Genomic DNA, 24,578 nt, shown 5'->3' on the forward strand with positions numbered 1-24,578 from the left:
CCACGTCGGTTATGGCGGCGCACGCATTGACGCCCAAAAGTTGGCACGCATCTGATCAATCGCGAGGGGCCACCTCGACGGGTTACCGCGCAGGCGCAGGTCTCCACGACTGAAAAAATATTCCGCAGTTGAGGTTCGCTTTGGTCATTTTCGCCGCCTTGCATGTTCCTGTAAACAGACCAATCCGTCGCCATGAGCAACCACCCTTGACCAGGCAAGCGCCCAAACCGCAATGCGGCGCGCCGGTTTTTGTCTGCATTGCGCCCCTGATGCCGCTGATTTTTTGCTTGCCCCTTTGGTGCTCAGCCCTGATTGAAAAAAATCAGGGGGAGCGGTATGCTCATGCACCTGCGTTCTTTGCCCTGAACACGGCGTTAACGCAAACGCAAAGCCTGCTCCGGCGCCAGTGACGACCGGACCAAACCATACCTTTTCGAGCACGCACACGCCTCCATGCACACACCGCCCCCGGCGCACGACGAGCAGTCGCCCGAGCCGCCCACAAAAGACGCCGAACACGACGCCTCCTTTGTTTTCCTTGACCGGCGCGGCAAGCGCTGGCCCCGATTGCGCCGCCTATCCTTTGCCGGCGGTCTGCTGTTGTTTGTCGCAACCGTGCTGTTTGTGCAAACCCTGGTGCTGCCCTCGCATCTCATCCTGCCGCCGGCGGTGGAACAACTCAAATCCCGCCTTAAAGCGAAAGCCCTGCAGGCTAAAGATCACAACCAGGCCGCCACCAAACCCCTGTGGCTGGACTACGCCAAGGGAAAAAAAGGAGTCACAGCCGGACCGCACTCAAGCGAAAAAGGACGGGCCTCGGCCGCGGCGACCAAATCGGCAACCGCGCCTTCGCTTGCCGCCAAAAATAATCAGGAAATCCGGCTGGGATTGTATGAGGGCTGGGACCCGGACAGCTTCGATTCCCTCAAGGCGCACGCCGACAAACTGACCCATCTCTGTCCTGACTGGCTTTCCCTTGAGGAAGGGACAAGCACGGTCAAGGTCGTCGTCGACGAGCAGGTTGTTGATCTGGCCAAGGAACAAAGCATTGCGCTCATGCCCCTGCTGCGCAATCTGGGCGAGGGCGACGCCTGGCTGGTGGAAACGGTGGAGAGTTTGCTCAACGGGCCTGAGGCGCGCCGGCAACAGTTCATCGCCCAGCTCACAACCGCCCTGACCGGCATGGGCGCCGCCGGGGTGGTGATTGACTGGCAGCAGGTCGACCCCACCTACCACAGAGCCATGAGCGGTCTGCTGGCGCAAACGGCTGAAGCGCTGCACGCAAAAAACATGGAGTTGTGGATCTGCGTGCCCGTGGGCCGCGAGCTGAAGGTCTTTGACCTCGATGTTCTCTCCCGCCACGTTGATCGTTTTGTGGCCATGCTCCACGACGAAAACGCCGAATCCGATCCGCCGGGGCCCATCGCCTCGCGCGAGTTTTTTAACGGCTGGCTCTCCACCCTGGTCGACGGCTACGGCAAGCCCGAACAATGGATCATTTCCCAGGGATCCTACGGTTACGACTGGGCCGAGGGCGAGGAACAGGCCGAGCACATTAGCTTTCAGGACGTGATGAGCCGCGCCGGTCGTTCAGCGCAGACCGCCTGCGAATTTCATCCCGCCGCATCCAACCCTCATTTTGTCTATGAGGATGGGGGCACGGTCCACACCATCTGGTTCCTCGACGCGGTCACCTTTCTCAACCAGTTGACTGCGGCGCGGGAGCGTCATGTGGGCGGTTTTGCAATCAACCGGCTGGGCACTGAAGACCCCGGCGTCTGGGACGTTCTGGACGTTGCCACCGACAAGCCGTTGCGCCGCGCCGATCTGGCTTCTTTGGAAACCATCCCGCCCGGCGAGGGCATCGCCCATATCGGCCGGGGCAACCTGATCACCATTGCCGACGAGCGCGGCGAGGGGTTGCGCCGCATCCAGGTCGACAAAAAAGCCGCGCCAGGGGCAAGGGTCAGCGAAACCTATGAAAAATTCCCCAGTTATCTGACTATTCTCCATCAGGGCCGAGGCCCGGACGACGGCGTTGTCCTCACCTTTGACGACGGTCCGGACAGCGAGTGGACCCCGCAAATCCTCGACATCCTCAAACAGCGCGGGGTTAAGGCGACCTTTTTCATGATCGGCGCCAACATGGAAAACCACCCCCGGATCGTCCGCCGCATCCTCCGCGAGGGCCACATGATCGGGGTGCACACCTACAGCCACCCCAACATCGCCCTGGTTTCCGAAGAACGCGCCCACCTGGAGTTTAACGCCACCCAGCGGCTGATCGAATCGATCACCGGCCACTCCACCATCCTGTTCCGGCCGCCGTACAACGCCGACACCAATCCCCACGATCCGGACGAACTGGTCCCGATCAAACTGGCCCAGGACATGGGCTACGCAACCGTGACCGAAGACGTGGACCCCGAGGACTGGGCCGAACCCGGCGTAGCCGTGATGCTTGATCGGATCAAGCGGGGCCGGATGCAGGGCGGCAACGTGGTGCTGCTCCACGACGCCGGCGGCGACCGCAGCCAGACCGTTGCCGCCCTGCCGCGCATCATCGACTACCTCGAAGCCAGGGGCGACCGCATCCTGCCCCTGCCCGAAATGCTGGAGATCCCCACTGACCAGTTGATGCCGGCCCTGCCCACCAACCAGCAGCCCCTGACCCGGATGATCAGCGAAAGCGGCTTTACCGCCATCCACGAGGTGACCAATTTCTTCTGGGCCTTCATGATTGTGGCCACCGGCCTGACCGTGCTCAAAACCCTGGTCGTTTCCTGGCTGGCGATCCGCAGCCGCCGCGGCGACGCGCTCTTGGCGACGGCTCCCGCATCAGAAGCGTACACGCCGCCGGTCAGCGTGCTGATCGCCGCCTACAACGAGGCCAAGGTGATCCGCGACACCCTGCGGGCGGTCGTCAACACCGAGTATGCCGGCCCCATGGAGATCATCGTGGTCGACGACGGTTCCCAGGACGAGACCGCCGCCATTGTCGCCGCCATGGCCGAGGGCGATTCCCGCATTCGCCTGATCCGCCAGAGCAATCACGGCAAGGCTGTGGCCCTACGCACTGGGTTAGACGCAGCCCAATGCGCCATTGTGGTCACCCTGGACGCCGACACCCAGTTTACCCCCCAGACCATCGCCCATCTGGTGCAGCCGTTCACCGACCCCACCGTGGCCGCAGTCAGCGGTCGGGCCCGGGTGGGCAATCCCAAAACCCTGTTTGCCCGGTTCCAGTCGCTGGAATACACCTGCGGTTTCAACCTGGACCGCCGCGCCTATCACCAGTTGAACTGCATCACCGTGGTGCCGGGGGCGGTCAGCGGATTGCGGCTGAGCGCCATTGCGGAGGTCGGCGGCATCAGCACCGACACCCTGGCCGAGGACACCGACCTCACCCTGAGCCTGCACAAATGCGGCTATCGCATCTGCTACGCCTCCCAGGCCATCGCCTGGACCGAGGCCCCAGAGACTCTGCGCACCTTTGCCAAGCAGCGATTCCGCTGGGCCTTTGGCACCCTGCAATGCCTGTGGAAGCATCGGGAGCTGCTGTTCAACGCCCGGTTCAAGGCCCTGGGGTGGTTCAGCCTGCCCAGCGCCTGGTTTTTCAACATCTTCCTGGTGGCCTTTGGCTCGATCATTGACCTGATTCTGCTGCTCTCTCTGCTGGTGAGTCCGGCCAACACCATCCTCTATGTTTACTTTTTCGTTTTTCTCGCCGCCGACCTGCTGCTGGCGGCCGTCGCCTGTCTGGTGGAACGCGAACCCCTGCGCCAAATCTGGCTGGTCCTGCCGATGCGGTTTGTCTATCGCCCAGTGCTCAATTTTGTGGTCGTCAAGGCGATCCTCCGAGCCTTCAAAGGGGTCTGGGTCGGTTGGGGCAAACTCGACCGCACCGCCTCGGTCACCTACAAAGCGTAGCCGCATCTCCCTGGTGAACCTTATGCTCACACGTCAACGCCAACGCCTGCACGCGCCGCCCGCCTTTCTGTTGGCGCTCTGGTGCTGCCTTCTTCTGACCCTGCTGAGTTCCGGCTGCAACGAGCAAGCTGAACCGGAAACAAAAGCAGCGACAACGACCACAACGACCAGCGCGCCGAAGGGTCCGCTGACCTTGGCGATGCCCGCCAACGGGGCCTACACCGGGGCCTATGTGGATTTCGGCGAAGGCGAGGCCCAGGTTACCTATGACGCCCTCACCGCCTTTGAACAGATGACTGGCAAACACCAGGCGGTGATTGCCTTTGGCAATTTCTGGGGCGATCAGGCCTTTCCCACCAAAACCGTGCGCATCGTCGCCGGTTATGGGGCGGTGCCGCTGATTTTCTGGTCGCCCTGGGACAAACCCTATGAAGAGAGCCGGGGACCGGATCGATTCAAACTTCCCGACATTCTGGCCGGCAAATGGGACGCTTACATCGACGCCTGGGCCGAGGGGGCAAAAAACTACGGCAAACCCCTGCTGGTGACCTGGGGCCTGGAAATGAACGGAACCTGGTTTCCCTGGTCCGGCTGTTTTTACGGCGGCGGCAAGGTGGTTGGCCATAATAACGGCCATCCGCTCTATGAAGGGCCGGAAACCTTCAAGCAGGCCTACCGCTATGTGGTGGATCGGGTGCGGGCGAAAAAAGCGACCAACGTGCTCTGGGGATTCCACGCCAACAACTTCAGCACCCCGCGAACCGCCTGGAACCACATGGCCAGCTATTATCCGGGAAAAGAATATGTGGATTGGCTGGGTTTGAGCGTCTACGGCAAGATGAGCAAATCCGAGGGGTGGGCCGATTTTGTCGCCATGATCGATGAGCCCTACAAGGAAATCGCCAAGTTGGATCCGAACAAACCAATATTCCTGGCCGAGTGGGGGGTGGGCGAATTTCCGCCGGCCGACAAGGCGGGATTCATCACCAAGGCCTTCAATCTCATCCCCACCCAGTATCCCAGGGTGCGGCTGGCGGTGTACTGGCACGAACGCTGGGAAAACGGGGACGGCAGTTTCAGCAACCTGCGCGTCAACTCGTCGCCCGAGGCCCTGGAGGCCTATAAAACCGGCGTTGCCGCGCCGTATTGGATCGACCGGCCGCAATTTGCGCCGCAAACCCCGACCCATTGACGCGGAGGGGATGTACGATCCGCCTTGCACAAGAATTGCCGGCCAGAGTATGATGCCGTCAATGTTGCTTATATCCGCCAACTTTTCCTCAAAGAGTCGCGTGCGTTGCCCATGAAATTTCTTTTCGATTTTTTCCCGATTCTGTTGTTCTTCATCGCCTACAAACTGTTCGACATCTATGTGGCCACCGGCGTCGCCATTGCCGCCACCTTCGCGCAGATTGCCGTAGCCTGGATAAAAACGCGCACCGTGGCGCCGATGCAACTGGTCACCCTGGCGGTTATTCTTGTCTTCGGCGGCCTGACTCTGTATCTGCACGACGAGCAATTCATCAAGTGGAAACCCACGGTGATCAACTGGCTTTTTGCCGTCGCCTTTCTCGTCAGCCATGCCTTTGGCCCCAAAACCGCGATCGAGCGGATGCTGAGCGGCAACTTTGCGCTGCCGCAACCGGTCTGGCGACGCCTCAATCTTGCCTGGGTGCTCTTTTTTCTGTGCATGGGCGGGGCCAATTGGTACGTGATGTCGTTTTTTGACCGCGACACCTGGGTCAATTTCAAGCTCTTTGGCATGCTCGGCCTGACCTTGGTCTTTGTCGTGCTTCAGTCCTTGTATCTCGCCCGGCACATGGAAGAATCCGGGACAAAAGAATAGTCGCCCCGCACGGCGACCATCGCCAAAGGCGCGTGCCGCACTGATCCAGGTGAAAGACCATCCGCGCCTCCCCCAAACCAACCACAGGATGACACGACCATGAACATTCTCATCTTGAACGGCAGCCCGCGCAAACGCGGCAACACCGATCTGTTGCTGGAAAAAATCGAGGAAGGCGTCCACCGGGCGGGCCAGCGGGCCGAGCACGTCAATCTGGCGCACCTGTCCATTCATCCCTGTACCGGCTGCGGCCACTGTGAAACCGAAGGGGTGTGCATTTTCAAGGACGACATGACGCTCTTGTACCAGAAAATCGAGGCGGCCAACCGGATTGTGATCGGCTCGCCGATCTATTTTTACGGGGTCACGGCCCAGACCAAGGCCTTTATTGACCGCTGCCAGGCCCTGTGGTGCCGCAAGTATCTGCTGGGCGAGATCAAACCGGAACGCGACTACCGACGCGGCTACATGGTCAGCGTTGCCGCCACCGACGGCGGCAAAATCTTCGACGGGGCGCGCCTTACCGTGCGTTACGCCTTTGACGCCATGGAATTCACCTACAGCGGCGAACTGCTGGCTCAGGGGGTGGACGTCAAAGGCGCGGTGGCCGAACGAACCGAAATCATGGAAAAGGCGGTGCAAATGGGTCTGGAGATCGGCCGTAAAGCATGACCGCACCAGCGTCCACGCCGCAATCGACCTTAGCTGCCCTGAAAGGCTCCATGCCGCCAATGCGACGTCCGGCTCTCAGCCAGGAACGTCCTCGCGCCAGGCGACGTCCTTGCCTGCTGCTGGCCCTGCTCCCGACGCTGCTGGCTGGCCCCCAACCCGCCGCCCTGGCCGGTTCGACCGATCTGGAGGCCAGCTACCGTTTTCTCACCAGCGACCGCGCCGCCGGCGGCATCCTGTACACAGCCACCGCCGGCAAGCTCCAGGGTCGCCGCTTGCCGCTCAGTTTTTACGACAGCGCCGCCTACTGGGGCGAGCATGTCTGCGCGGCAGCCGATTGCGCGGTGGTCGACGTCTACAACCCGCACACCTACACCCTGACCCCTGCGCCGTCCGTTGCCGGCGATCTCCAAACCGAGCGGGTCAACACCCATAACGGCGCCAACATCTACGACGCCGCAGCCTGGCAGATTGCGGTCATGCTCGGCCGGGCAATCAATGGCCTGTCGGCGCCCACCGGCGAAGACGTCTACGCATTGGCGAGCAATCAAAACATGCTACTACGCGAAGGTCACAGCGGCGACAGCAGCCACCCGACGCCGAACGAAATCAAGGCGGTCACCGCTGGGTCGGTGTTTGTCTACAATGGCCAGCGGGTCGACGATCCCCGCCGTGCCTACAGCTTTCGCATGACGCCGCGCAGTTGGCTCTCTAAAGATCCCTTTGCCGGCACGCCCTATAGCCGCCACCTCACCCTTGCCAACCCGCCCGCCGACAACAAAGAATACCAGCCCGGCAAGGTCAGTTGGACCGATTGGAAGCCAATCACCGGCGAAAACAGCTGGGCCTTGCTGCTCGGCCCCCTGCAGGCGGCCGCACTCCATTACCAGATCGAAAAAAAATCAACCTTCGTCCCCTTCCACGACCCAGCCCTGGGCAACGCCCTGGCAATGCTGCCGACTTTTGCCGCCATGCAGTCGTCGCTGGGCGCGGTCTACTACGCTCCGGCCGGCACGGTGGCCAATCAGGGCGACCAGTTGGTGGACCCGTACTTTGTCGCGGTTGAAAACAACATCAGCCTCTATGCGGGGTTGCAGGTGCTGCAGAGCGTGTTGCAGACCACCCTGCGCCAGGAAAAAGGGCTCTCCCCAACAGACCGTGCCAGCATCGAGGCGGCGCTCCAGTTGAGCGGGGCCATGATCCACGGCGGCAATATCGGCACACCCGACAAACCGCGCGCCTCCGACGGCCTGCTCGCCTTTTTCAAAAATGCCGCCTGGCGGGACGGCGAGTTTGTTCAAGGCGGCCGCGCCGACGCCCCTGGCGCCGCAAGCCGCTGGCAGCCCAGCTTGGAAACTAAGGCGGTGGACGTCAACACCTGGGGCATTGCCGCGCTGGGTGGCGAGCAGATCGACGCCTGGTTCGGCTTTGGCGCCGGCTATCGCAACTGGAGCCAGGTAAAACGCTGGGGCGGCTACGGCAAAGGAACAACGCTGTGGGGAGTGGGCTTTTCCGACCAGGACGGCAACGGCATTGACCCGGACGGCAACTTCCGCCAGGGTGTGCTTTCGGTTGAATGGACCGCCGGCGCGGTCACCATGGTGCGTAGCCTGATCGCCCATTATCAGGCCATTGCCGACGCTTCGCCGAATTACGCCCAGGCGCGCCAATTTGTGGAGTCACTCCGTCAAGACGAGCAATCGATGCTGGCGGCCATGGAAACCCTGCGCGCCGACACCTACGCAAGCGCTGATTTCAACGGCAAACCAAACAATTACAACAAACTGTTGCCGCTTTCCACCAAGCCCTATCTCTACGCCAGCAAACGCTATTTCATCCCCTTTGGTTGGTACGCCAATCCCCTCCCCAGCACCTGCGCCACCGCCTGGATGATCATGATCAAAAACAACTACAATCCTTTTCTCCCCGGCGGCGGCCTGGAAAAAAACCAATAAAAAAGCCGTCCTCTGCACTTGGGTGCAGCGGACGGCTTGCGCCACGCTTCAACGCGTCAAATAATGGTCGGCGCTCAACACGCCGGCAATTTTGCCGATCAGGCGTAGGTGTTAATCGATTGTGACTCCATGGTCTCTGCGGCGGAGCTCGCCTCTTTGCTCTGCACAGCCGAGCTTTCCTTGCTTTCCTCAGGCGCCTTCTCGGGCGGCGGAGGCGGGGCCTGCTGCTGGACAACTTGACCGCCGCTTTTCTGCGGGGGCGCCTGATATGCCTGAAATCCGGTTGAACTTCCTACACTGCCTACGCTCATGTTAAACCTCCCTGTTCTCATGGTCGAACGGTTTGCTCATCTTTTCTGCACTCTGGTCACGCCGTCGTGTTGATGATCGTTCCTGTTCCGCTTGGCGCGACGGGCTGAACCGGAGTTTGCACGGTCTGCGTCTGCATCAACCCCTCAATGGTTTTGCTGATCAACTCGCCGGCCAGATGCGGTTGTTCGTTAGCCGATTTCAACACGGAAAGATTGGCGGTTGCGGCGACGCTGGATGCGATCTGCATAAAACCTCCGAGAAAAGATAATAAATAATCCTATTTCAAATATTAGGGCCATAGAAACAAAAAGTCAAGGTCGTATCCCTATTAGCTTGTACAATCGGCAAGATACAGAACGCTTCCCGCATCCCTTGTCATTGCAACGGGTTGATCATGCCGCTGCTCAGGCTGTCCGAACGCGTCAGGACCATCTTTTAAGACAAGCTCTTCTCCTTGAAAAAAACGAGACTGGCCGAAGAAAGCACCACCAGCACCGAGCCAACGTTATGCACCACCGCGCCCATGATCGGGGTCATCAACCCGCTGGCCCCGGCGACCACCGCCACGAGGTTGAACAGCAGGCCAAAGGCGATGTTGAGTTTGATGATCAACAGCATCCGCCGGCCCAGGGCAATAAGAAAGGGCAGTTTGCCGATGTCGTCGCCCATCAGGGCGATGTCGGCGGTTTCCAGGGCCACTGCCGTTCCCTTGGCCCCCATGGCGATGCCGACGTCGGCTGCAGCCAGGGCCGGCGCGTCGTTGATGCCGTCGCCGACAAAGATCACCCTGGCGCGCTTGGTCTGCAGCTCCTGAATAACCTGGAGTTTACCCTCTGGTTTCAACCCGGACCAAAGACGGGTGACGCCGACTTGGGCGCCGACTAGATCCACCGAACGCGCATGGTCGCCGGAGAGAATGCCGATCTCGCGCAGGCCCAGTTGCTTCAACCGGGTCACGATCTGCTCGGCCCCGGACCGCACCCGGTCGGAAACACTGAGAAACCCGAGCGGTTGGCTGTCGCGGTACACCATCAGCGGGGTGGCGCCGCGCTCCTTGACAGCGTTCAATTGCGGCTGCAGCGCGCCCGGCACAGCGGCGACGCCGCCGTAGAGATAGACGCTGCCCACCTCGACCAGCCGGCCGTCGACGCTGCCGCGCACCCCTATCCCGATTTCGGTGAACAGATCGCGGGCCGCGTTAACGGTGATTTTGGCGTAATGAGCCGCCTGGATAACAGCCCGGGCCAGGGGATGGGTGGCGTCGCACTCGACGCAGGCCGCCTGCCGCAGCAACTCGTCGCGGGTGACGCCCGCCGCCGGGATGATCGCGTCCACCCTCGGGTTGCCCTCGGTAAGGGTGCCGGTCTTGTCGAACAAAATGGCGTCGGCCAGGGCAACGCTCTCAAGGTGCTGCCCACCTTTGACCAGGACGCCGGCGCGCGCCGCCCGACCAATAGCGGCCACCGTGGCGGTGGGCACGGCCAGGATCAGGGCGCAGGGGCAGCCGACAATCAATACCGCCACGGCGCGGCCAAACTCGCCGGACAGCAACCAGGCCGCAAGCGCGCAGCCCAGGATTAAGGGCGTGAAGTACTGGGCAAAGCGGTCGATAAAGGCGATGGTTTTCGGTTTGTGCGCCTCGGCCTCGGACACCAACCGAATCACCTGCCCCAGAGTGGTGTCGGCGCCCACTTTTTCGGCGCGGACGCGGAGCACGCCGTTATGGTTGAGCGTTCCGGCATACACGGCGTCGCCGACCTGCTTCTCCACCGGCATGGCCTCGCCGGTGATGGCCGACTCGTCCAGCGCTGAACCCCCCTCAATCACCAAACCGTCAACCGGCGTTTGCTCGCCCGGCTTGATCAGGAGAATATCCCCGACCCGCACCTCCTCGACCGCCACCAACCGCTCCCGGCCGTCGGTCACAATCACCGCCTGTTTGGGCGACACCTGAATCAGGGCCTGGATCGATTTGCGCGCCGATTCGGCGGTGGCCTCCTCGATCAGGGCGCCGAGCACCATGATGCAGCTGACCACCGCGGCGGTAAGCAATTCGCCGTTGAGCAGACAGGCGATGATCGCCAGGGCCAGCAGCTCGTCGACGTTGACCCGCCTTGCCAGCAGGCCTTTTATCGCCCCGAGAATGACCGGCAAACCGTTGATCGCCACCGAGGCGAGGATCAACCCCTGGCTGAGCCACAACAGCGCCGAAGAACCAACCGCGTCCGGGACATGTCGGCCAAGCAAAAATCCGGCCAGCGCCAGCAAGGCGCCGCAACCAACCTTGATAAAATCTCTATTCTGCAGCAATTCTTCATACGCGCCAAGTTTGGCAAAACGACCTATCATACTATTTTCCCTTGATTAATATCAACACCACAATCTTCCTTGCTGCCCCTTTCGGGCAACTAACGAATGTTCCCCAGATGTTCCATCAACTCGTCGATCAATTTTTCGTCGTGCTCAACCAGCGACTTGGCAATGCAGCCGCGCAGGTGGTCGCCGATGACCTGGGTCCAGACGCCGCGCAGGGCGCCGCTGACCGAATTGATCTGGCGCAGCACCTCAATGCAGTCCTTGTCCTGCTCGACCATGGCGCAGAGGCCGCGCACCTGTCCTTCGATCCGCCGCAACCGCTTGACCACCCGTTCCTTGTCCTGATCCGTTCCGCACAAACTCATCCTGTTCTCCTTTGCCCGAGGCACGCCGCAGGCGGTTTATGGAATATAGGGGTATACCCTATTGCAACCGGCGCCTGTATACTCCGTGTGGGCAGTCAACGCAACCACATAGTTAAGGGGAGGCGAAAATAATCAGGGGGTTCAGAACGACGAAAACGTACGGGCAGGATTCAACCCGTCGGCACACTCGGATGAACTACGATTTCCGGAAGGAGAAACGCCTGGAGAGGCAATGAGATACAACCGCGCCAAGGAGGATGCCCGCAAGATCGGCCAGCAAATCGCCGGCGTCAAGGGTGCGTTGCGGAAAGAAAATCTGGGTCAATTCTTCGCCCAAGGCAAACGCGGCAACCAACACGCTGCCCCGATAGAGCGGCAAACCGCCAAGCGTGAACGCTGCATGCCGGCACGCGGCGTTGCACAACACGGTGAACAGGCCAAACAAACCGAAATGTCCCAGCTTGTCGCCATAGGGCAGGGAGCGCGCCAGATCGAAAAAAACGCTTGGCGTCCCGGTGTCGGCCAGAAAGATGATCCACAGGAGGAACAGAAAAAAACTGACGGCGGCCAAGGCGGCAATCTTATGCATGGCGGATGCTTGCGGCGGAATGCGTGGTCGGCCTTAACCGAGTGACAAAAGCGAGGAAGACGGAATTGTGGACGGAGTTACGCTTTTTTGCCGGTCATCAGAAATACGCTGAACCGGGCCGGCGGGCCGTTGTCGTCGTTCTTGACGATCTCGGCCGCAGTGTCGTCGACGATGTCGACAAATCCGGCCTCGGCAAAACAGCGGCGCAGAACATCGCGCTCAAAGCCAAAATGAAACACGCCGGTGTTGTCCCCGTGAAACCGACCGCCCTCGTCATCAAGGTCCGCTATGCACAGGCGGCCGCCCGGCGCCAAAACCCCATAAAAATGGGCCAGCAGAGGCGCAACCACGGGGATATGATGGAGGGTCATGCTGCTGACGACCAGATCGTATTTGCCCGGCAGGGCACCGCCGTTTTCCAGGTCGCACAGGACGGTGCGGGCGTTGGCCAATTTCCGGCCGGAGATCTTGCCGTTTAAAATCTCAAGCATGCCCCGTGAACTGTCGACGCCGGTGATGGACCGAACCTGCGGCTGCAACTGCAGGGTCAGCAAACCGGTGCCGCAGCCAAAATCCAGCACGTCCATGGTCGGATGGACGCCGCCCAGACGCACGATGGCGTCGGCCACGTCTTTTGCCAGCTTGACCCGCTGCGGCCGCTCATCCCAGGAGGCCGCCTCCTGATCAAAATCCCGTTTTTCCCTGCTCATGGACAGCTCCTCTGGTGACGGCCAAAAACTTGAAACCAATCGCAAGCGACGCTCTACAAAACACTCTGGAGAAACCGGGCGTTTCTGTTCCATCTGCGCCGGGACAGCGGGGCGCCAGCGGATAATATCGCCGATTGCCCGTAAAACGCCCCTTTCTACCACGAGCAGGAGGATTAGGCAAGGCTTGCCGTGCGGGCAACTGCTTCTATTTTATCGGTAAAACAGCGCATAAAGTCGTTCGGACCGAAGCGGCCGTAGCCTTGCCGCCAGGACCGGCCAACAGGCGAGCAACACGCGTGGCGCCAACCGCTCCCCGATTCCGCCCCCATTCAAATGAGAATGTGTATTGACATTGGCCTGATACGGTCAAAGTGTAGCAATACGCTCAAAACAAAGCACGCCTTGGGCCGGCCTGCGGTGTTCGTTGGTCGATGCCCTCTGCGCGTGACTAATCGTTTCGTACCCATTATTCCATGAACAGGAGAATTTATGAGCACCTACACCATAGCCGTGATTGTCGGCAGTCTGCGCAAGGATTCCTTCAACCGCACCCTGGCAACCGCCCTGGTCAAACTGGCCCCGCCGGAATTCACTTTCAAACAGTTGGAGATCGGCGATCTGCCGCTCTACAACCAAGACGACGACGGCGACCAGGCACCGTCGGTCAAGCGGATGAAGAGTGAAATCGCGGCGGCAAACGGCCTGCTGTTCGTCACCCCCGAGTACAACCGCTCCATTCCCGGGGTGCTGAAAAACGCCATTGACCATGGCTCCCGGCCCTACGGCCAGAGTGTTTGGGCCGGCAAACCAGCCGGGGTGATCGGCATTTCGGTCGGAGCCATCGGCACGGCCTTGGCGCAACAGCATCTGCGCAACGTGCTGGCCTACCTTGACGCGCCGACCCTGGGCGCCCCAGAAGCCTTTCTCCAAGCCAAGGACGGATTTTTCGACGCGGACGGCGGCATCGGCCCAGAGAGCAAGGCCTTTCTCCAGGGCTGGATGGACCGGTACACCGCCTGGGTGAAACAACATCAGGGTTGATCGCCTCTGTTCCGAGCTGATTGTTCCGCCCTGCCTGCCGATTTCCGGGGCAGGCGGGGCCCACGTATCGTTTGGACGACGGCTCCACAAGGGCTGGGCTATAGAGCGCGCACGAAAATTCGCTTCTTTTTTGGGGCGAAAAGGTGTATTAAAAAAATAGCATTATATTCAACAGTTATGATCAACAGGGAACTGCGGCGCGCACGTCATGAAAACACATACCATCAAATTAATCCAACCAACAAACAACTTTCCGTTTTTTAAAGATATTCTTGAAAACGGCTACCATGTGTTCAGCCGGGAGAACGCAAAACTGCCGGATTACTACCCCAGCAAATTTCCCAATTACCCCGGCGTCCAGCTGAGTGAACTGAACATCGGCGACGTTGTCACCATCCGAGCCTTTTTCAGCATCGGCTCCGGGGCAACGGCGCGCGCCGACGGCGGCTATCTGGATCTGGAAGTCGAGGCCATCGAGGGCGACACGGTGTTCGGAGTGATCTTGACCAGCCTGCCCAAGGAATTCCCGCTGCAACTCGGCGATTCCATGGAAATCTATCCAGATGAAATGCTCTACAAGGCGCAGATGACCGAACACTGAAACGAGGCGGCAACCCATCGCGCCCCTGCCCCTCTTTTCGATTCCACTCCCTGGAGCGACAGTCATGCCCTCCACGACCGCTGTTTCCCCCGCTGATTGCCACAACGACGCCCTGATCGCCAATGTTCGTCCGACCGATTGGGTCAACCCGGAACCCCGCGGGCGCTACAACCTGGTGGTGATCGGCGCCGGCGCGGCCGGTTTGGTCTCCGCCGCCGGCGCCGCCGGCCTGGGCGCCAAGGTGGCGCTGATTGAGCGGAATTTGCTCGGAGGCGATTGCCTGAACGTGGGTTGCGTGCCCTCAAAGGCGCTTATCCGCGCCTCGCGGGCCCTCTTTGACGCCCGCAACAGCCTGGAGTTTGGCGTGCAAGGCGGAGACCAGCTCACCTTTGATTTTGGCGTTGCCATGGAACGGATGCGGCGTTTGCGCGCGACCCTCAGCCGTCACGACTCGGCCCGCCGTTTCCGCGACGAACTCGGGGTGGACGTGTTTCTCGGCCAGGCGCGGTTTGTCGGCCAGGATTGCATCGAGGTCGACGGCAAGCAGCTGCGGTTTGCCCGAGCCGCCGTTTGCACCGGCGCCAGGGCCATGGCGCCGCCTATTCCAGGCTTGGCCGAGGCCGGGTATCTCACCAACGAAACCGTCTTCTCGCTCACCGAACTGCCCCGGCGTCTGGCCATCATTGGCGGCGGTCCCATTGGCTGCGAGCTGGCCCAGGCTTTTGCCCGCTTCGGCAGCCGCGTCACCCTGATCCAGCGCGGCCGCCAGCTGCTCCGCCGCGAGGACGCCGATGTCGCCGCAATCCTCCAGGCGGCCCTGGTTCGCGACGGGGTGGATCTCCATCTGGACACCAAAATCCTCCAAGTTGCAACCAGCAGGCAGGAGAAGATCCTGCACCTGGAACGGGACGGCGCCGTTATGGACGTCACCGTGGACGCGATCCTGGTCGGGGTGGGACGGGTCGCCAACATCGCAGGGCTTGGTCTGGAGCAGGCCGGGGTTGACTTTGACCAGCAGGGGGTGCGCGTCAACGACGCCCTGCAAACAACCAATCGGCACGTCTACGCCGCAGGCGACATCTGCTCCCCCTACAAATTTACCCACGCCGCAGACGCCCAGGCGCGCATCCTGATTGCCAACGCCCTGTTCATGGGGCGGCAAAAAGCATCAAAACTGACCATTCCCTGGTGTACCTACACCGACCCGGAAATCGCCCGCGTGGGTTTGAACGAACAGGAGGCCCGCGACCAGGGCATTGCCGCAACCACCCTGACCGTGCCGCTGGCCGACGTTGACCGGGCCGTGCTTGACGGCGAAACCCAGGGATTTGCCCGCGTGGTCCTGCACAAGGGAACGGGCGCCATTCTTGGGGCCACGATTGTCGCCCGCCACGCCGGCGAGATGATCAACGTCTTTTCCCTGGCCATGACCAACAACCTTGGCCTTTCGTCCATCGGCCGCGCCATCCACCCCTACCCCACCCAGGCTGAGGTCGTCAAACGTCTGGCCGACGCCTACAACCGCACCCGCCTGACCGGGCCGATTAAAAAATTCCTGGCAGCCTGGCTCCGCTGGCGGCGCTCATGACGATGTTCACAGCGCTGTGGAATCATCCCAACGCCCTGCGCCTGGCGGCCTTCCTGGTGCTGTTCGCCGGCTTTGCAGCCGCTGAGGCGATCTGGCCGCGCCGGCCGCTGACTGTGGCCAAATCGCGGCGTTGGTTCAGCAACTTGTCGCTCACGGTCCTCAACACCGTGCTGCTCCGTCTGGCAACGCTCATCGTTCCGGTGGCTCCGGCAGCCGTCGCCGCCTTGGCCCAGTCCCAGGGCTGGGGTCTGTTCAACCGGCTCCAGATCGGCGGCGGGCTGGAACTAGCGGCAAGCCTGCTTCTCCTGGATCTCCTTATCTACACTCAGCACCGCCTTTTTCATCGCCTGCCGATCTGCTGGCGGTTGCACCGGGTGCACCACACCGACCTGGACCTCGACGTGTCCAGCGGCATCCGGTTCCACCCGCTGGAAATTCTGCTTTCTCTGGCGATCAAGCTCGGCGCCGTGGTCGTTCTCGGGTGCTCGCCGCTCTCTGTGCTGTTGTTTGAGATCCTGCTCAACGCCACCTCCCTGTTCAGCCACGCCAATCTGCGCATCCCCACGGCCCTCGACCAATGGCTGCGGCTGGTGCTGGTGACCCCGGATATGCACCGGGTCCATCATTCGGTGATCGTGCGGGAAACCGACAGCAATTTCGGCTTCAACCTCTCCTGTTGGGATCGGCTGTTGGGCACCTACCGGGCCCAGCCGCGCGACGGTCACGATCTGATGACCATTGGCCTGAAACAATGGCAAAAACCGGATGAACTGGGCCTGGGCTCGCTTTTGAAACTCCCGTTTTCCCGCCCCCAGGCCAAGAAGGCCGCATGAAGGCGCCAAAAATCATCCTGTTGGGTCTCGCGGCAGCGGCAATCTGCCTGTTTTTCTGGCTGGATCTGGGACAATTCCTGACCCTGGCCGCGCTCAAGGCCCATCACCACACCCTGATGGAGTTCCAGGCCGCGCACAAAGCGCTCACTGCCCTCGGCTTCATGCTGCTCTACATCGCGCAAACGGCCCTGTCCCTCCCAGGGGCCGCGATGCTTTCGCTGGCCGCCGGAGCCCTGTTCGGCACAGTTTTGGGGACTGTGTACGCCAACATCGCGGCCACCGTTGGCGCCACCCTGGCCTTTCTGGCCACCCGTTATCTGCTGCGCGAGGCGGTGCAGGGACGATTTGGCGACAAACTGACAGTCATCAACCGGGAGATTGAAAGCGGCGGCTTCCATTACCTGCTTTTTTTACGGCTAGTTCCGGCCTTCCCCTTCTTTCTGGTCAATCTCGCCGCCGGTCTGACCCGGTTGCCGCTGCGCACCTTTTTCCTGGCCACCATGCTCGGCATCATTCCCGGCGGATTTGTCTACGTCAACGCCGGCGCCAGCCTCGCCACCATCGATTCCCTGGCCGGGATCGCCTCGCCTCGGGTGCTCGGTTCGTTTGCGCTGCTCGGACTGTTTGCGCTCGCACCGGTGCTGTACGGCAAATTCAAAACCAAGCGATAGCAGCATGCGTTCCGACCAAGAGTGCGCGAAAACAGCCTGCGCGGCAAAAGAACCTGCGGAGCGGGAACCTTCACCCGCGGCCGGCGGCGCTCGTCCCTTGCTCACCGTTGTCATCCCCACACTTAACGAGGCCGAAACCCTGCCGCTGCTGCTGGCCGATCTCAACCAACAGGCGGGCGTTTCCCTGGAGATCGTGGTCGGTGACGGCGGCTCCACGGACTCCACCTGCTCGCTTGCGGCCTCGCTGGGGGCCAAGGTGGTCAACGCCGAGCGCGGCCGGGGAGCGCAGATGAACACCGCCGCGCAACAGGCCGGCGGCGAGTATTTTTTATTCCTCCACGCCGATTGCCGCCTGAGCGATCCCGGCCTGCTCGCCAAGGCCCTCAACGCCTTGCAGCAGGCGGAGCGCGCACAGCCCAGCATTGCCGGTCATTTACGCCTGCGCTTTCTCCGCACCACCCAGCGCAACCGGCTAGCCTATCGCTACCTCGAAGGCAAGACCGCGCTTAACCGGGTCAACACCACCAACGGCGACCAGGGGATGCTGCTTTCTCGTCATTTTTTCGCACGTCTTGGCGGGTTTGACCCCAGCCTGCCCTTTCTTGAAGATCAGCGCATCGCCGCAAAAATCCGAGCCCAGGGCCAATGGATTACCCTCCCCGGCTGTTTGACCACCTCGGCCCGTCGTTTTGAAAGCGAGGGATTCCACCGCCGTTACCTGCTGATGGCGATGATGATGGGGTTCTACAGCCTGGGCGAAACCTCGTTTTTTCTGCGCGCCCCGGGCGTGTACCGGGTGCAGCGGGAAACCGGCCGGTTGCTGCTGTCGCCCTTTTTCGCGCTCGTCTGGCGCATGATTCGCGAGGATTGGGGATTCGCCGGCTCGGTCCGCGCCTTCTTGCGGCTGGGCCGGTATCTGCTGGACAACTGTTGGCAGGTCTTCTTCTTCCTCGACGTCTGCATGCAACCGCTGCTTGGAGTCAACCGCTCGCCCCTGCTCGCCGCCTATGATCGTTTCATCGCCCCCTGCCTAAGGTGGCGCCTCTTAAACGGTCTTGCCGGTCTGCTCTGTTTTGCCTGGTTCATGGGGGCGCTGGCCCCGTTTTTCTGGTTGAGCGAAACCTTGGCTGCAGCAAACAAGGGCGCGCGAATCACGACATGAACCAACCCCAGGCCGCCACCACCGCCGTCGCCCTGTTTGTGCGGGCGCCGATTCCTGGTCGGGTGAAAACCCGCCTAGCCGCCGGCATGGGCAACGAAAACGCCTGCCTGCTCTACCGGGCCATGGCGGACGATGTTGTCCGCGCGGTCCAGCATTCCGGCCTAGCGCTCCATCTCTTCCACGACGGCAACGACGCCGAAGCCCAGGCCGTCTTGCCCACGTCCTGGGGGGCAGCTGCACGCCAGGTGGTTGCCCAGCAGGGAAACGACATTGGCGAGCGGATGGCAACGGCTTTCACCCACTGCTTTGCCCGCAACATCAACCAGGTGATTGTGGCGGGCAGCGACGTTCCCGACCTGGGCGCCGCTGTCTTCACCGCCGCCGCCCACGCCCTGCGCAGCCATGACGTGGTCCTTGCGCCGACCGTTGACGGCGGGTATGGTCTGATCGGTGTGCATCAGACAAGTTACTGCCCCGAATTATTTCACAATATCCCCTGGAGCACCGACCAGGTGGCGCCGGCGACCCTGGCGATCATCAAACAACTCGGGCTGACGGTTTGTCTGCTCGAAACCCTGCGCGACCTCGACACCTTGGACGACGTCCGCAGGTATGCCCGATGCCCTGCCCGAGAGGCCCGGGCAACCAACCAAATGATCGCGCATCTCAAAGACAATCTTTGCATCTGAACCCACAACAAGGAGCGGCATGAGCTGGAAAATTTCCGCAAGCGTTGAAGAAATACTGAAAAAAGGCAGGGACGCGGCGGTGTTGAGCCGCGAGGAGGCGCTCGCCCTGATGCGCCTGGATCTGGAAAGTCGGGAGACCTACGCGCTGATGGAGAGCGCCAACCACCTCTCCCGCGCCCAGTTCGGCCGGAAAGGCGAAAAGCACATGCACATCGGGCTCAACGTCGAGCCCTGCCCGATGGACTGCGCCTTTTGCTCCCTGACCCGACAGGCCGGTTTGTTCACCGACAAGGTCGAATTTCCCCTGGAACAGATCCTGGCCTGGGCTCGGCAAGGCCAGGCCGAAGGCGCCGACGCCCTTAATCTGATGAGCACCGGAACCTTTTCCTTTTCCCGCCTGCTGGAGATTGGCCGACGCCTGCGGCAAGAGGTGCGAACGCCCTTGGTCGCCAACGCCCGGGACATCAACCACGTCGAGGGCGAACAGCTGCTCGACGCCGGATTTGTCGGCTTTTACCACGCGGTGCGGCTTGGCGAGGGCACGGACACCCCCTTCAATCCGGAGCGCCGCATTCAAACCATCCGGGTGCTCCACGACGTCGGCCTGCAATGGATGAATTGCGTTGAACCGGTGGGACCGGAGCATTCGCCGGAGGAAATCGTGGATCTGATGCTGCTCGCCCGCCGGGAAAAGGCCACCTACAGCGGCATCATGCGCCGGATCAATTTCCCTGGCTCGCCCAAGGAGTCGATGGGGATGATCAGCGAGCGGCGCATGGCCCAGATGGTGGCGGTCAGCCGTCTGGTCATGGGCGACACGGTCCGCGCCCATTGCACCCACGAACCGCACAGCCTCTCCCTGGTGGCCGGCGCCAATCTGTTCTTCCCCGAGGTCGGCTCCAGCCCGCGCGACGGCCAGGCCGACACCGGCAAGGGCCGGGGCCGCTCGGTGCTCGACTGCGCCGCCATGCTCCGGGAAATGGAATGGAACCCGGATTTGGCGTCGAATTGTTTTTGATGCAGGCAATGTTGTTCGAACGCCGACGCTGCCACATAATATTTAACTGTTGCGAGCGAATCCATGACGTTTGCCACTGAACTTACGGCACTTAACGAGTGGCACTTCTTTCGGGAATTCGTATATTCAGAAAATACCTTCCGCCCCATGCCCAGTATGGAAGTTGAGCTTGCCGACAGCATGATTTGGCTGGGCGATTTGCTCATTGCCTTCCAACTCAAAGAGCGGGGAATAGTCGTTGGAGCCAATGCAGATACGGAAAAGCGATGGTTTGAGCGAAAGGTCCTTAAAAAGGCCACCCGACAGATTCGAGATACCGTGAACTATCTCAACCGCAATAAAAGTATCGAGGTTCGAAATCAATGTGGCCAAACATTCGACCTTTCCTTCGCAGCGATTCATCAAATTTACAAGTTGGTGGTGTACCTTCCTCACAATGCCCTTCCTACTGAGCAAAGGCGTGTTAAGCATCATCGTAGCCGTACCGCTGGTTTTATACACATAATTCCTGCCCACGATTATTTGGACATAGTTCGCACTCTTCTTACACCAACCGAAGTTGTGGAATATCTGAGTTTCCGCGAGTCACTTATTGATCGTTGTGGCACCGAGCTTTACGCTATCCCCGAACCAGCCCTTATCGGTCAATTCTTAAGCCGTGAGCTGGAAGCTCGCCCATCACTTAATTATTTAGATTACCTAAGGAAATTGAAAGATCGAAGTGAAGAGTGGGACATGTCTGCTGTTATCTCCAAGTTTCCAGATCGAATCAGCTCTGCCAACGGACCCACAGATTATTACCCGATCATTCGGGAGCTTGCGTTGCTCAAAAGAAATGAACTACGAGAGTTCAAGAAGCGGTTTCAATTGTGCATTGTGAAGGCAAAGACAGATACATTCGCTCGCCCGTACCGAATCGCCGTTCCTCGGACAGGCTGCGGTTTCGTGTTTTTACCAATTACGAAAGATATGCTGCCTTATCGACAAACCGGGCTAAAAAATTTTACATACGCTCATAAATATGACCAACGCCTAATAAAGTGCATTGGCGTATCTATTGCGAACGACTCAGATGGTTGGTTCAACGCAGAATGGTGCTACATTGAAAACAAATGGGTACAGGACTTAGACATGGATAGCTTGCTTCAAAACAATAACCCTTTTCGCGAGGTTAATAATTCTGAATTACCCAGGTATTCCTACTGAAACACAGTAAGAAAAAGAAAACATGCGCGCTGACTTCTCGGCTAACCGGATCGTCAACAAGTTGGCTTTTTGCCTTCCGATTATTTCTAAAAAACCACATTCAACGCAAGCAAAACCAAAGCACTCTTGCAATCGCTGATAAAAACAGAAACCAACCATGCGAACTACGTTATCCACAGCCTCAGTCCTTGCCCTGCTGACAATCCTCACTCTTTGCCCATTCGCCCAGGCCGAGCAGTTCCGGGTCGGGACCTGGAAAACCGCCCAGACCATCCAGCCCTTTTTCTATCAGGAGTTCCTGGCCAAGGGCGACACGGTCACGGTGTTTCCCTTTACCAATCCAGCGGACCAGAAGACGGCGCTGCTGGCCGGCAGCCTGGACATGACCGGGACCACCTTGGCCCACGCCATCCAGTCGGCGGTCATGGGGCAGCCGGTGGTGATGGTGGCGGCGCTGTGCAACAAATGTTCGGCCCTGGTGGTCCGCACGGATGGGCCGGTGCGCCAAGTTGAGGACCTCAAGGGGCTTAAAATCGGCTATGTTCCCGGCACCATGCACGAAATTCTGCTGCGCGAACTTTTGACCCGCAACGGTCTTTCACCGATGACGGACGTCACTCTGGTGCGGGTCGATTTCTTTGACATGGGAACCGCATTGGCGCGGGGGGCAATCGACGCCTTTCTCTCCGGCGAGCCCTTCCCCTCCGTGGCGGTGGAGCAGGGCTATGGACGAACGCTGGCCTCGCCCTACTTCGACGAGTCGGTGGGCACGATCAACGCCGCCTTGCTGGTGACCCGCGACATGATCGAGAAAAACCCCGAGACAGTACAGAAGCTGGTCAACGCCCACGCCCGAGCCACCGAGGCCCTCAACCGCGATCAGACCCGCTGGCTGCGCGAGGCGCAGACCTTTGGCACGCCGCTGGCCGTGCTGGAGCAGGCGGCAACCAACATGGAGCTGGCCTGGAACATGGATGCGGCCTTTGTCCGCCGGACCAGGGCGCTGGGGGAACGGATGCAGGCCCTGGGGGTGATCGACCGGCAGCCGGATTATGACCGGCTGTTTGACCTGCGATTCGTCGGCCAGGCCGCCTCAAACGTCGCGCCGTAACCCCCTGCCGCTGCCCGCCTCTGCCTATCATCCGCTTACCCGCCGCGCGCCGAGACCAACCGCCATGCACGCCAAGGACATCCCGCTCAGCCTGCTGATTCCGTTAATAGCCCTGGCCGCCTGGCAGGCGACAAGCGCGTTCGGGATGGTCCCTACCTACCTGCTGCCGCCGCCGGCTGCGGTGTGGGAAGCCGGCCTGCGCTACATCTTTGCCGCCGCCGGACAGGGGCCCTATGCCGGCAGATTTTGGTCCGATCTGGCCGCCTCTCTGACCCGAGTGCTGCTGGGCTTTTCCCTTGCCGCCGCTCTCGGCGTTCCCCTGGGCGTGGTCTCCGGCCGCATGGCCCTGGCCCACCGCCTGACGGCCGGCGCCATTGGCGGCCTGCGCGCGGTTCCCGGCATCTGCTGGCTGCCCCTGGCCATGATCTGGTTTGGCATCGGCGTTAAAACCACGGTCTTCCTTGTGGCCATGGCCGCCTTTTTCCCCATCTATCAAAACGCCCTGACCGGGGCGCGGCTGGTGGCCCCGATCTACTGCCAGGCCGGGGCCATGCTGGGCGTTGGTCGGCTGCGCGGAGTCTTTGCGGTTCTCCTGCCCATGGCCATGCCCAACATCATCGCCGGGCTGCGCCTGGGCATGGGCGTTTCCTGGGCCTATCTGGTGCTGGGCGAGCTGACCGGCGTGCCCGACGGCCTGGGCGCGGTGATCATGGATGCGCGGATGCTGGGCCAGACCGACGTCATCCTGGTCGGCGTTCTGCTCATTGCCCTGATCGGCAGGCTGTGCGATCTGGCGCTGGTCGCCCTGATGCGCCTCTGTTTCAAGAGCGCCCGCAGGCAATCCTGAGGAGCAGCACTGCATGACCGTAAACAACTCGCCGGCGCTCCTTGAAATTGTCAATCTCAGTCACAGCTACAGTCGCAACGGCGGGGCCGAACCGGTGCTGCGCCGCATTTCCCTGTCAATCCGGGCCGGGGAATTGGTCTGCCTGATTGGCCGCAGCGGTTGCGGCAAGTCGACCCTGCTCAAAATTGTGGCTGGTTTTCTTGCGCCAACTCAGGGGCAGTGTCTGCTGGCCGGCAAGCGGATCGTCAAACCCGGGCCGGATAGGTGCGTGGTGTTTCAGGAAGACGCGCTTTTTCCCTGGCTGACGGTGCGGGAAAACATCGCGTTCGGCCTTGGCGGAAGCTCCGGCACGCAACGGCGCCTGGAGACGGAGCGGTTGATTGATCTGGTCGGACTGGAAGGATACGGCGACTACCTGCCCCGGACCCTGTCCGGCGGCATGAAACAGCGGGTGGCCCTGGCCAGGGTGCTGATCCGCTCGCCCCAGATTCTGCTGATGGACGAACCCTTTGGCGCCCTAGACGCCCAGACCAGGGAGGAGATGCAGGAGTTGTTGTTGAGGCTGGCGCAGAAGCGCAACCAGACCATCCTCTTTGTCACCCACGACGTGCAGGAGGCGGTGACCATTGCCGACCGGGCCCTGGTTTTAGATCGCGACTCCGAGCAAATTGGCGCAACAGTGCCCATTGCACTGCCCCGCCCCCGCAATCGGAGCAGCCACGATTTCCAGGACCTTTGCGCCCGGTTGCACGCCCTGCTGCGGCAACCGTAACTGGGACGGGATGCGGGATGCGTTCCCGCCCCGTTATTCCATTTCCATTTCAACAGTGAAACACGCCGCTTCGTCTTTTCGACGAGCACAGCGAGGAGAAATCTCGCAGAGGAACATTTCGCGAAGGCGCAAGATTTCTCCCTTGGTCGACATGACGCAGCGTTTTGGCTGGCCCCACGAAACGTTCCCCATGCGGCGCCTGGACACCAGCGAACGAGAGCTGGTCGGCGGACCGTAGCCTGGATGCAGTGCAACGGAATCCGGGAACAGATCACATCAAAACCCGGATTCCGCAAGCTGCATCCAGGCTACGAGTTGATGTGACGCACCCTCATCGACGAGATGTT

At 60.8% G+C, this 24,578-nt stretch carries 23 protein-coding genes; 17 read left to right on the plus strand and 6 right to left on the minus strand.

The features are described from left to right. The first annotated feature begins 453 nt into the window (after positions 1-453). The 5 genes from RCH93_RS16325 to RCH93_RS16345 all read left to right on the plus strand — a co-directional run bounded on the left by RCH93_RS16325 (position 454) and on the right by RCH93_RS16345 (position 8,400). Positions 454-3,930: a polysaccharide deacetylase family protein gene (locus RCH93_RS16325; protein ID WP_306549488.1), complete on the plus strand. Its 3,477-nt coding sequence runs from the start codon at positions 454-456 to the stop codon at positions 3,928-3,930. 22 nt (positions 3,931-3,952) lie between these two features. Beyond that, positions 3,953-5,122 carry a glycoside hydrolase family 26 protein gene (locus RCH93_RS16330; protein ID WP_306549489.1) on the plus strand — a complete coding sequence of 390 codons (1,170 nt, stop codon included), beginning with the start codon at positions 3,953-3,955 and terminating at the stop codon, positions 5,120-5,122. Positions 5,123-5,233: 111 nt separating this feature from the next. After that, on the plus strand, positions 5,234-5,776 hold the full coding sequence (locus RCH93_RS16335) for a septation protein A (RefSeq protein WP_306549490.1): 543 nt from the start codon (positions 5,234-5,236) through the stop codon (positions 5,774-5,776). A gap of 99 nt (positions 5,777-5,875) precedes the next feature. After that, a complete protein-coding gene (locus tag RCH93_RS16340; protein WP_306549491.1) occupies positions 5,876-6,448 on the plus strand; it encodes a flavodoxin family protein in 573 nt (190 codons plus the stop codon). Next, entirely contained in the window at positions 6,445-8,400 is a 1,956-nt protein-coding gene (locus RCH93_RS16345) for a hypothetical protein (protein ID WP_306549492.1), read from the plus strand. Before RCH93_RS16340 ends, RCH93_RS16345 begins: the two co-directional genes overlap by 4 nt. A gap of 98 nt (positions 8,401-8,498) precedes the next feature. Here the strand turns inward: RCH93_RS16345 and RCH93_RS16350 are convergent, their stop codons facing one another. The 6 genes from RCH93_RS16350 to RCH93_RS16375 all read right to left on the minus strand — a co-directional run bounded on the left by RCH93_RS16350 (position 8,499) and on the right by RCH93_RS16375 (position 12,692). Beyond that, on the minus strand, positions 8,499-8,711 hold the full coding sequence (locus RCH93_RS16350) for a hypothetical protein (protein ID WP_306549493.1): 213 nt from the start codon (positions 8,709-8,711) through the stop codon (positions 8,499-8,501). A gap of 56 nt (positions 8,712-8,767) precedes the next feature. Beyond that, positions 8,768-8,959 carry a hypothetical protein gene (locus RCH93_RS16355; protein WP_306549494.1) on the minus strand — a complete coding sequence of 64 codons (192 nt, stop codon included), beginning with the start codon at positions 8,957-8,959 and terminating at the stop codon, positions 8,768-8,770. Between the two features lie 188 nt (positions 8,960-9,147). Beyond that, positions 9,148-11,061, minus strand: a complete 1,914-nt coding sequence (locus tag RCH93_RS16360; RefSeq protein WP_306549495.1) for a cation-translocating P-type ATPase — start codon at positions 11,059-11,061, stop codon at positions 9,148-9,150. 59 nt (positions 11,062-11,120) lie between these two features. Further along, positions 11,121-11,393 carry a metal-sensitive transcriptional regulator gene (locus tag RCH93_RS16365; RefSeq protein WP_306549496.1) on the minus strand — a complete coding sequence of 91 codons (273 nt, stop codon included), beginning with the start codon at positions 11,391-11,393 and terminating at the stop codon, positions 11,121-11,123. Positions 11,394-11,589: 196 nt separating this feature from the next. Next, positions 11,590-11,982, minus strand: coding sequence for a VanZ family protein (locus RCH93_RS16370; protein ID WP_306549497.1), 393 nt, complete (start codon positions 11,980-11,982; stop codon positions 11,590-11,592). Positions 11,983-12,059: 77 nt separating this feature from the next. After that, a complete protein-coding gene (locus tag RCH93_RS16375) occupies positions 12,060-12,692 on the minus strand; it encodes a class I SAM-dependent methyltransferase (RefSeq protein ID WP_306549498.1) in 633 nt (210 codons plus the stop codon). Positions 12,693-13,181: 489 nt separating this feature from the next. Here RCH93_RS16375 and RCH93_RS16380 point away from each other — a divergent pair, with 489 nt between their 5' ends. The 12 genes from RCH93_RS16380 to RCH93_RS16435 all read left to right on the plus strand — a co-directional run bounded on the left by RCH93_RS16380 (position 13,182) and on the right by RCH93_RS16435 (position 24,231). Further along, the gene (locus RCH93_RS16380; RefSeq protein ID WP_306549499.1) at positions 13,182-13,733 is read left to right on the plus strand and encodes an NADPH-dependent FMN reductase; all 552 of its coding nucleotides are present in this window, start codon (positions 13,182-13,184) and stop codon (positions 13,731-13,733) included. A 208-nt stretch (positions 13,734-13,941) separates the two neighbouring features. Further along, positions 13,942-14,334, plus strand: a complete 393-nt coding sequence (locus tag RCH93_RS16385) for a hypothetical protein (protein ID WP_306549500.1) — start codon at positions 13,942-13,944, stop codon at positions 14,332-14,334. 64 nt (positions 14,335-14,398) lie between these two features. Continuing rightward, a complete protein-coding gene (locus RCH93_RS16390) occupies positions 14,399-15,922 on the plus strand; it encodes a mercuric reductase (RefSeq protein WP_306549501.1) in 1,524 nt (507 codons plus the stop codon). Further along, positions 15,919-16,755 (plus strand): sterol desaturase family protein, encoded by an 837-nt coding sequence (locus RCH93_RS16395; protein ID WP_306549502.1) that lies wholly within the window; start codon positions 15,919-15,921, stop codon positions 16,753-16,755. The genes RCH93_RS16390 and RCH93_RS16395 overlap by 4 nt, the downstream gene beginning before the upstream one ends. After that, a complete protein-coding gene (locus RCH93_RS16400) occupies positions 16,752-17,426 on the plus strand; it encodes a TVP38/TMEM64 family protein (RefSeq protein ID WP_306549503.1) in 675 nt (224 codons plus the stop codon). The genes RCH93_RS16395 and RCH93_RS16400 overlap by 4 nt, the downstream gene beginning before the upstream one ends. Positions 17,427-17,523: 97 nt before the next feature. Further along, a complete protein-coding gene (locus tag RCH93_RS16405) occupies positions 17,524-18,588 on the plus strand; it encodes a TIGR04283 family arsenosugar biosynthesis glycosyltransferase (RefSeq protein ID WP_306549504.1) in 1,065 nt (354 codons plus the stop codon). After that, positions 18,585-19,277 (plus strand): TIGR04282 family arsenosugar biosynthesis glycosyltransferase, encoded by a 693-nt coding sequence (locus tag RCH93_RS16410; protein WP_306549505.1) that lies wholly within the window; start codon positions 18,585-18,587, stop codon positions 19,275-19,277. The genes RCH93_RS16405 and RCH93_RS16410 overlap by 4 nt, the downstream gene beginning before the upstream one ends. Before the next feature lie 19 nt (positions 19,278-19,296). Then, positions 19,297-20,295: a hypothetical protein gene (locus RCH93_RS16415; protein WP_306549506.1), complete on the plus strand. Its 999-nt coding sequence runs from the start codon at positions 19,297-19,299 to the stop codon at positions 20,293-20,295. Positions 20,296-20,358: 63 nt separating this feature from the next. Beyond that, a complete protein-coding gene (locus tag RCH93_RS16420) occupies positions 20,359-21,501 on the plus strand; it encodes a hypothetical protein (RefSeq protein WP_306549507.1) in 1,143 nt (380 codons plus the stop codon). 157 nt (positions 21,502-21,658) lie between these two features. Next, the gene (locus tag RCH93_RS16425; RefSeq protein WP_306549508.1) at positions 21,659-22,612 is read left to right on the plus strand and encodes an ABC transporter substrate-binding protein; all 954 of its coding nucleotides are present in this window, start codon (positions 21,659-21,661) and stop codon (positions 22,610-22,612) included. Beyond that, positions 22,554-23,459 (plus strand): ABC transporter permease, encoded by a 906-nt coding sequence (locus tag RCH93_RS16430; protein ID WP_306549509.1) that lies wholly within the window; start codon positions 22,554-22,556, stop codon positions 23,457-23,459. Before RCH93_RS16425 ends, RCH93_RS16430 begins: the two co-directional genes overlap by 59 nt. A 13-nt stretch (positions 23,460-23,472) precedes the next feature. Then, positions 23,473-24,231, plus strand: coding sequence for an ABC transporter ATP-binding protein (locus tag RCH93_RS16435; RefSeq protein ID WP_306549510.1), 759 nt, complete (start codon positions 23,473-23,475; stop codon positions 24,229-24,231). The last annotated feature ends 347 nt before the right edge of the window (positions 24,232-24,578 follow it).

Source organism: Desulfobulbus sp., assembly GCF_030824455.1.
Classification (GTDB): domain Bacteria; phylum Desulfobacterota; class Desulfobulbia; order Desulfobulbales; family Desulfobulbaceae; genus Desulfobulbus.

Bases quoted from the DNA above. Each gene is read 5' to 3' on its own strand.
- RCH93_RS16325 (WP_306549488.1), top strand. From the start codon at position 454: ATGCACACACCGCCCCCGGCGCACGACGAGCAGTCGCCCGAGCCGCCC.
- RCH93_RS16330 (WP_306549489.1), top strand. From the start codon at position 3,953: ATGCTCACACGTCAACGCCAACGCCTGCACGCGCCGCCCGCCTTTCTG.
- RCH93_RS16335 (WP_306549490.1), top strand. From the start codon at position 5,234: ATGAAATTTCTTTTCGATTTTTTCCCGATTCTGTTGTTCTTCATCGCC.
- RCH93_RS16340 (WP_306549491.1), top strand. From the start codon at position 5,876: ATGAACATTCTCATCTTGAACGGCAGCCCGCGCAAACGCGGCAACACC.
- RCH93_RS16345 (WP_306549492.1), top strand. From the start codon at position 6,445: ATGACCGCACCAGCGTCCACGCCGCAATCGACCTTAGCTGCCCTGAAA.
- RCH93_RS16350 (WP_306549493.1), bottom strand. From the start codon at position 8,711: ATGAGCGTAGGCAGTGTAGGAAGTTCAACCGGATTTCAGGCATATCAG.
- RCH93_RS16355 (WP_306549494.1), bottom strand. From the start codon at position 8,959: ATGCAGATCGCATCCAGCGTCGCCGCAACCGCCAATCTTTCCGTGTTG.
- RCH93_RS16360 (WP_306549495.1), bottom strand. From the start codon at position 11,061: ATGATAGGTCGTTTTGCCAAACTTGGCGCGTATGAAGAATTGCTGCAG.
- RCH93_RS16365 (WP_306549496.1), bottom strand. From the start codon at position 11,393: ATGAGTTTGTGCGGAACGGATCAGGACAAGGAACGGGTGGTCAAGCGG.
- RCH93_RS16370 (WP_306549497.1), bottom strand. From the start codon at position 11,982: ATGCATAAGATTGCCGCCTTGGCCGCCGTCAGTTTTTTTCTGTTCCTC.
- RCH93_RS16375 (WP_306549498.1), bottom strand. From the start codon at position 12,692: ATGAGCAGGGAAAAACGGGATTTTGATCAGGAGGCGGCCTCCTGGGAT.
- RCH93_RS16380 (WP_306549499.1), top strand. From the start codon at position 13,182: ATGAGCACCTACACCATAGCCGTGATTGTCGGCAGTCTGCGCAAGGAT.
- RCH93_RS16385 (WP_306549500.1), top strand. From the start codon at position 13,942: ATGAAAACACATACCATCAAATTAATCCAACCAACAAACAACTTTCCG.
- RCH93_RS16390 (WP_306549501.1), top strand. From the start codon at position 14,399: ATGCCCTCCACGACCGCTGTTTCCCCCGCTGATTGCCACAACGACGCC.
- RCH93_RS16395 (WP_306549502.1), top strand. From the start codon at position 15,919: ATGACGATGTTCACAGCGCTGTGGAATCATCCCAACGCCCTGCGCCTG.
- RCH93_RS16400 (WP_306549503.1), top strand. From the start codon at position 16,752: ATGAAGGCGCCAAAAATCATCCTGTTGGGTCTCGCGGCAGCGGCAATC.
- RCH93_RS16410 (WP_306549505.1), top strand. From the start codon at position 18,585: ATGAACCAACCCCAGGCCGCCACCACCGCCGTCGCCCTGTTTGTGCGG.
- RCH93_RS16415 (WP_306549506.1), top strand. From the start codon at position 19,297: ATGAGCTGGAAAATTTCCGCAAGCGTTGAAGAAATACTGAAAAAAGGC.
- RCH93_RS16420 (WP_306549507.1), top strand. From the start codon at position 20,359: ATGACGTTTGCCACTGAACTTACGGCACTTAACGAGTGGCACTTCTTT.
- RCH93_RS16425 (WP_306549508.1), top strand. From the start codon at position 21,659: ATGCGAACTACGTTATCCACAGCCTCAGTCCTTGCCCTGCTGACAATC.
- RCH93_RS16430 (WP_306549509.1), top strand. From the start codon at position 22,554: ATGACCGGCTGTTTGACCTGCGATTCGTCGGCCAGGCCGCCTCAAACG.
- RCH93_RS16435 (WP_306549510.1), top strand. From the start codon at position 23,473: ATGACCGTAAACAACTCGCCGGCGCTCCTTGAAATTGTCAATCTCAGT.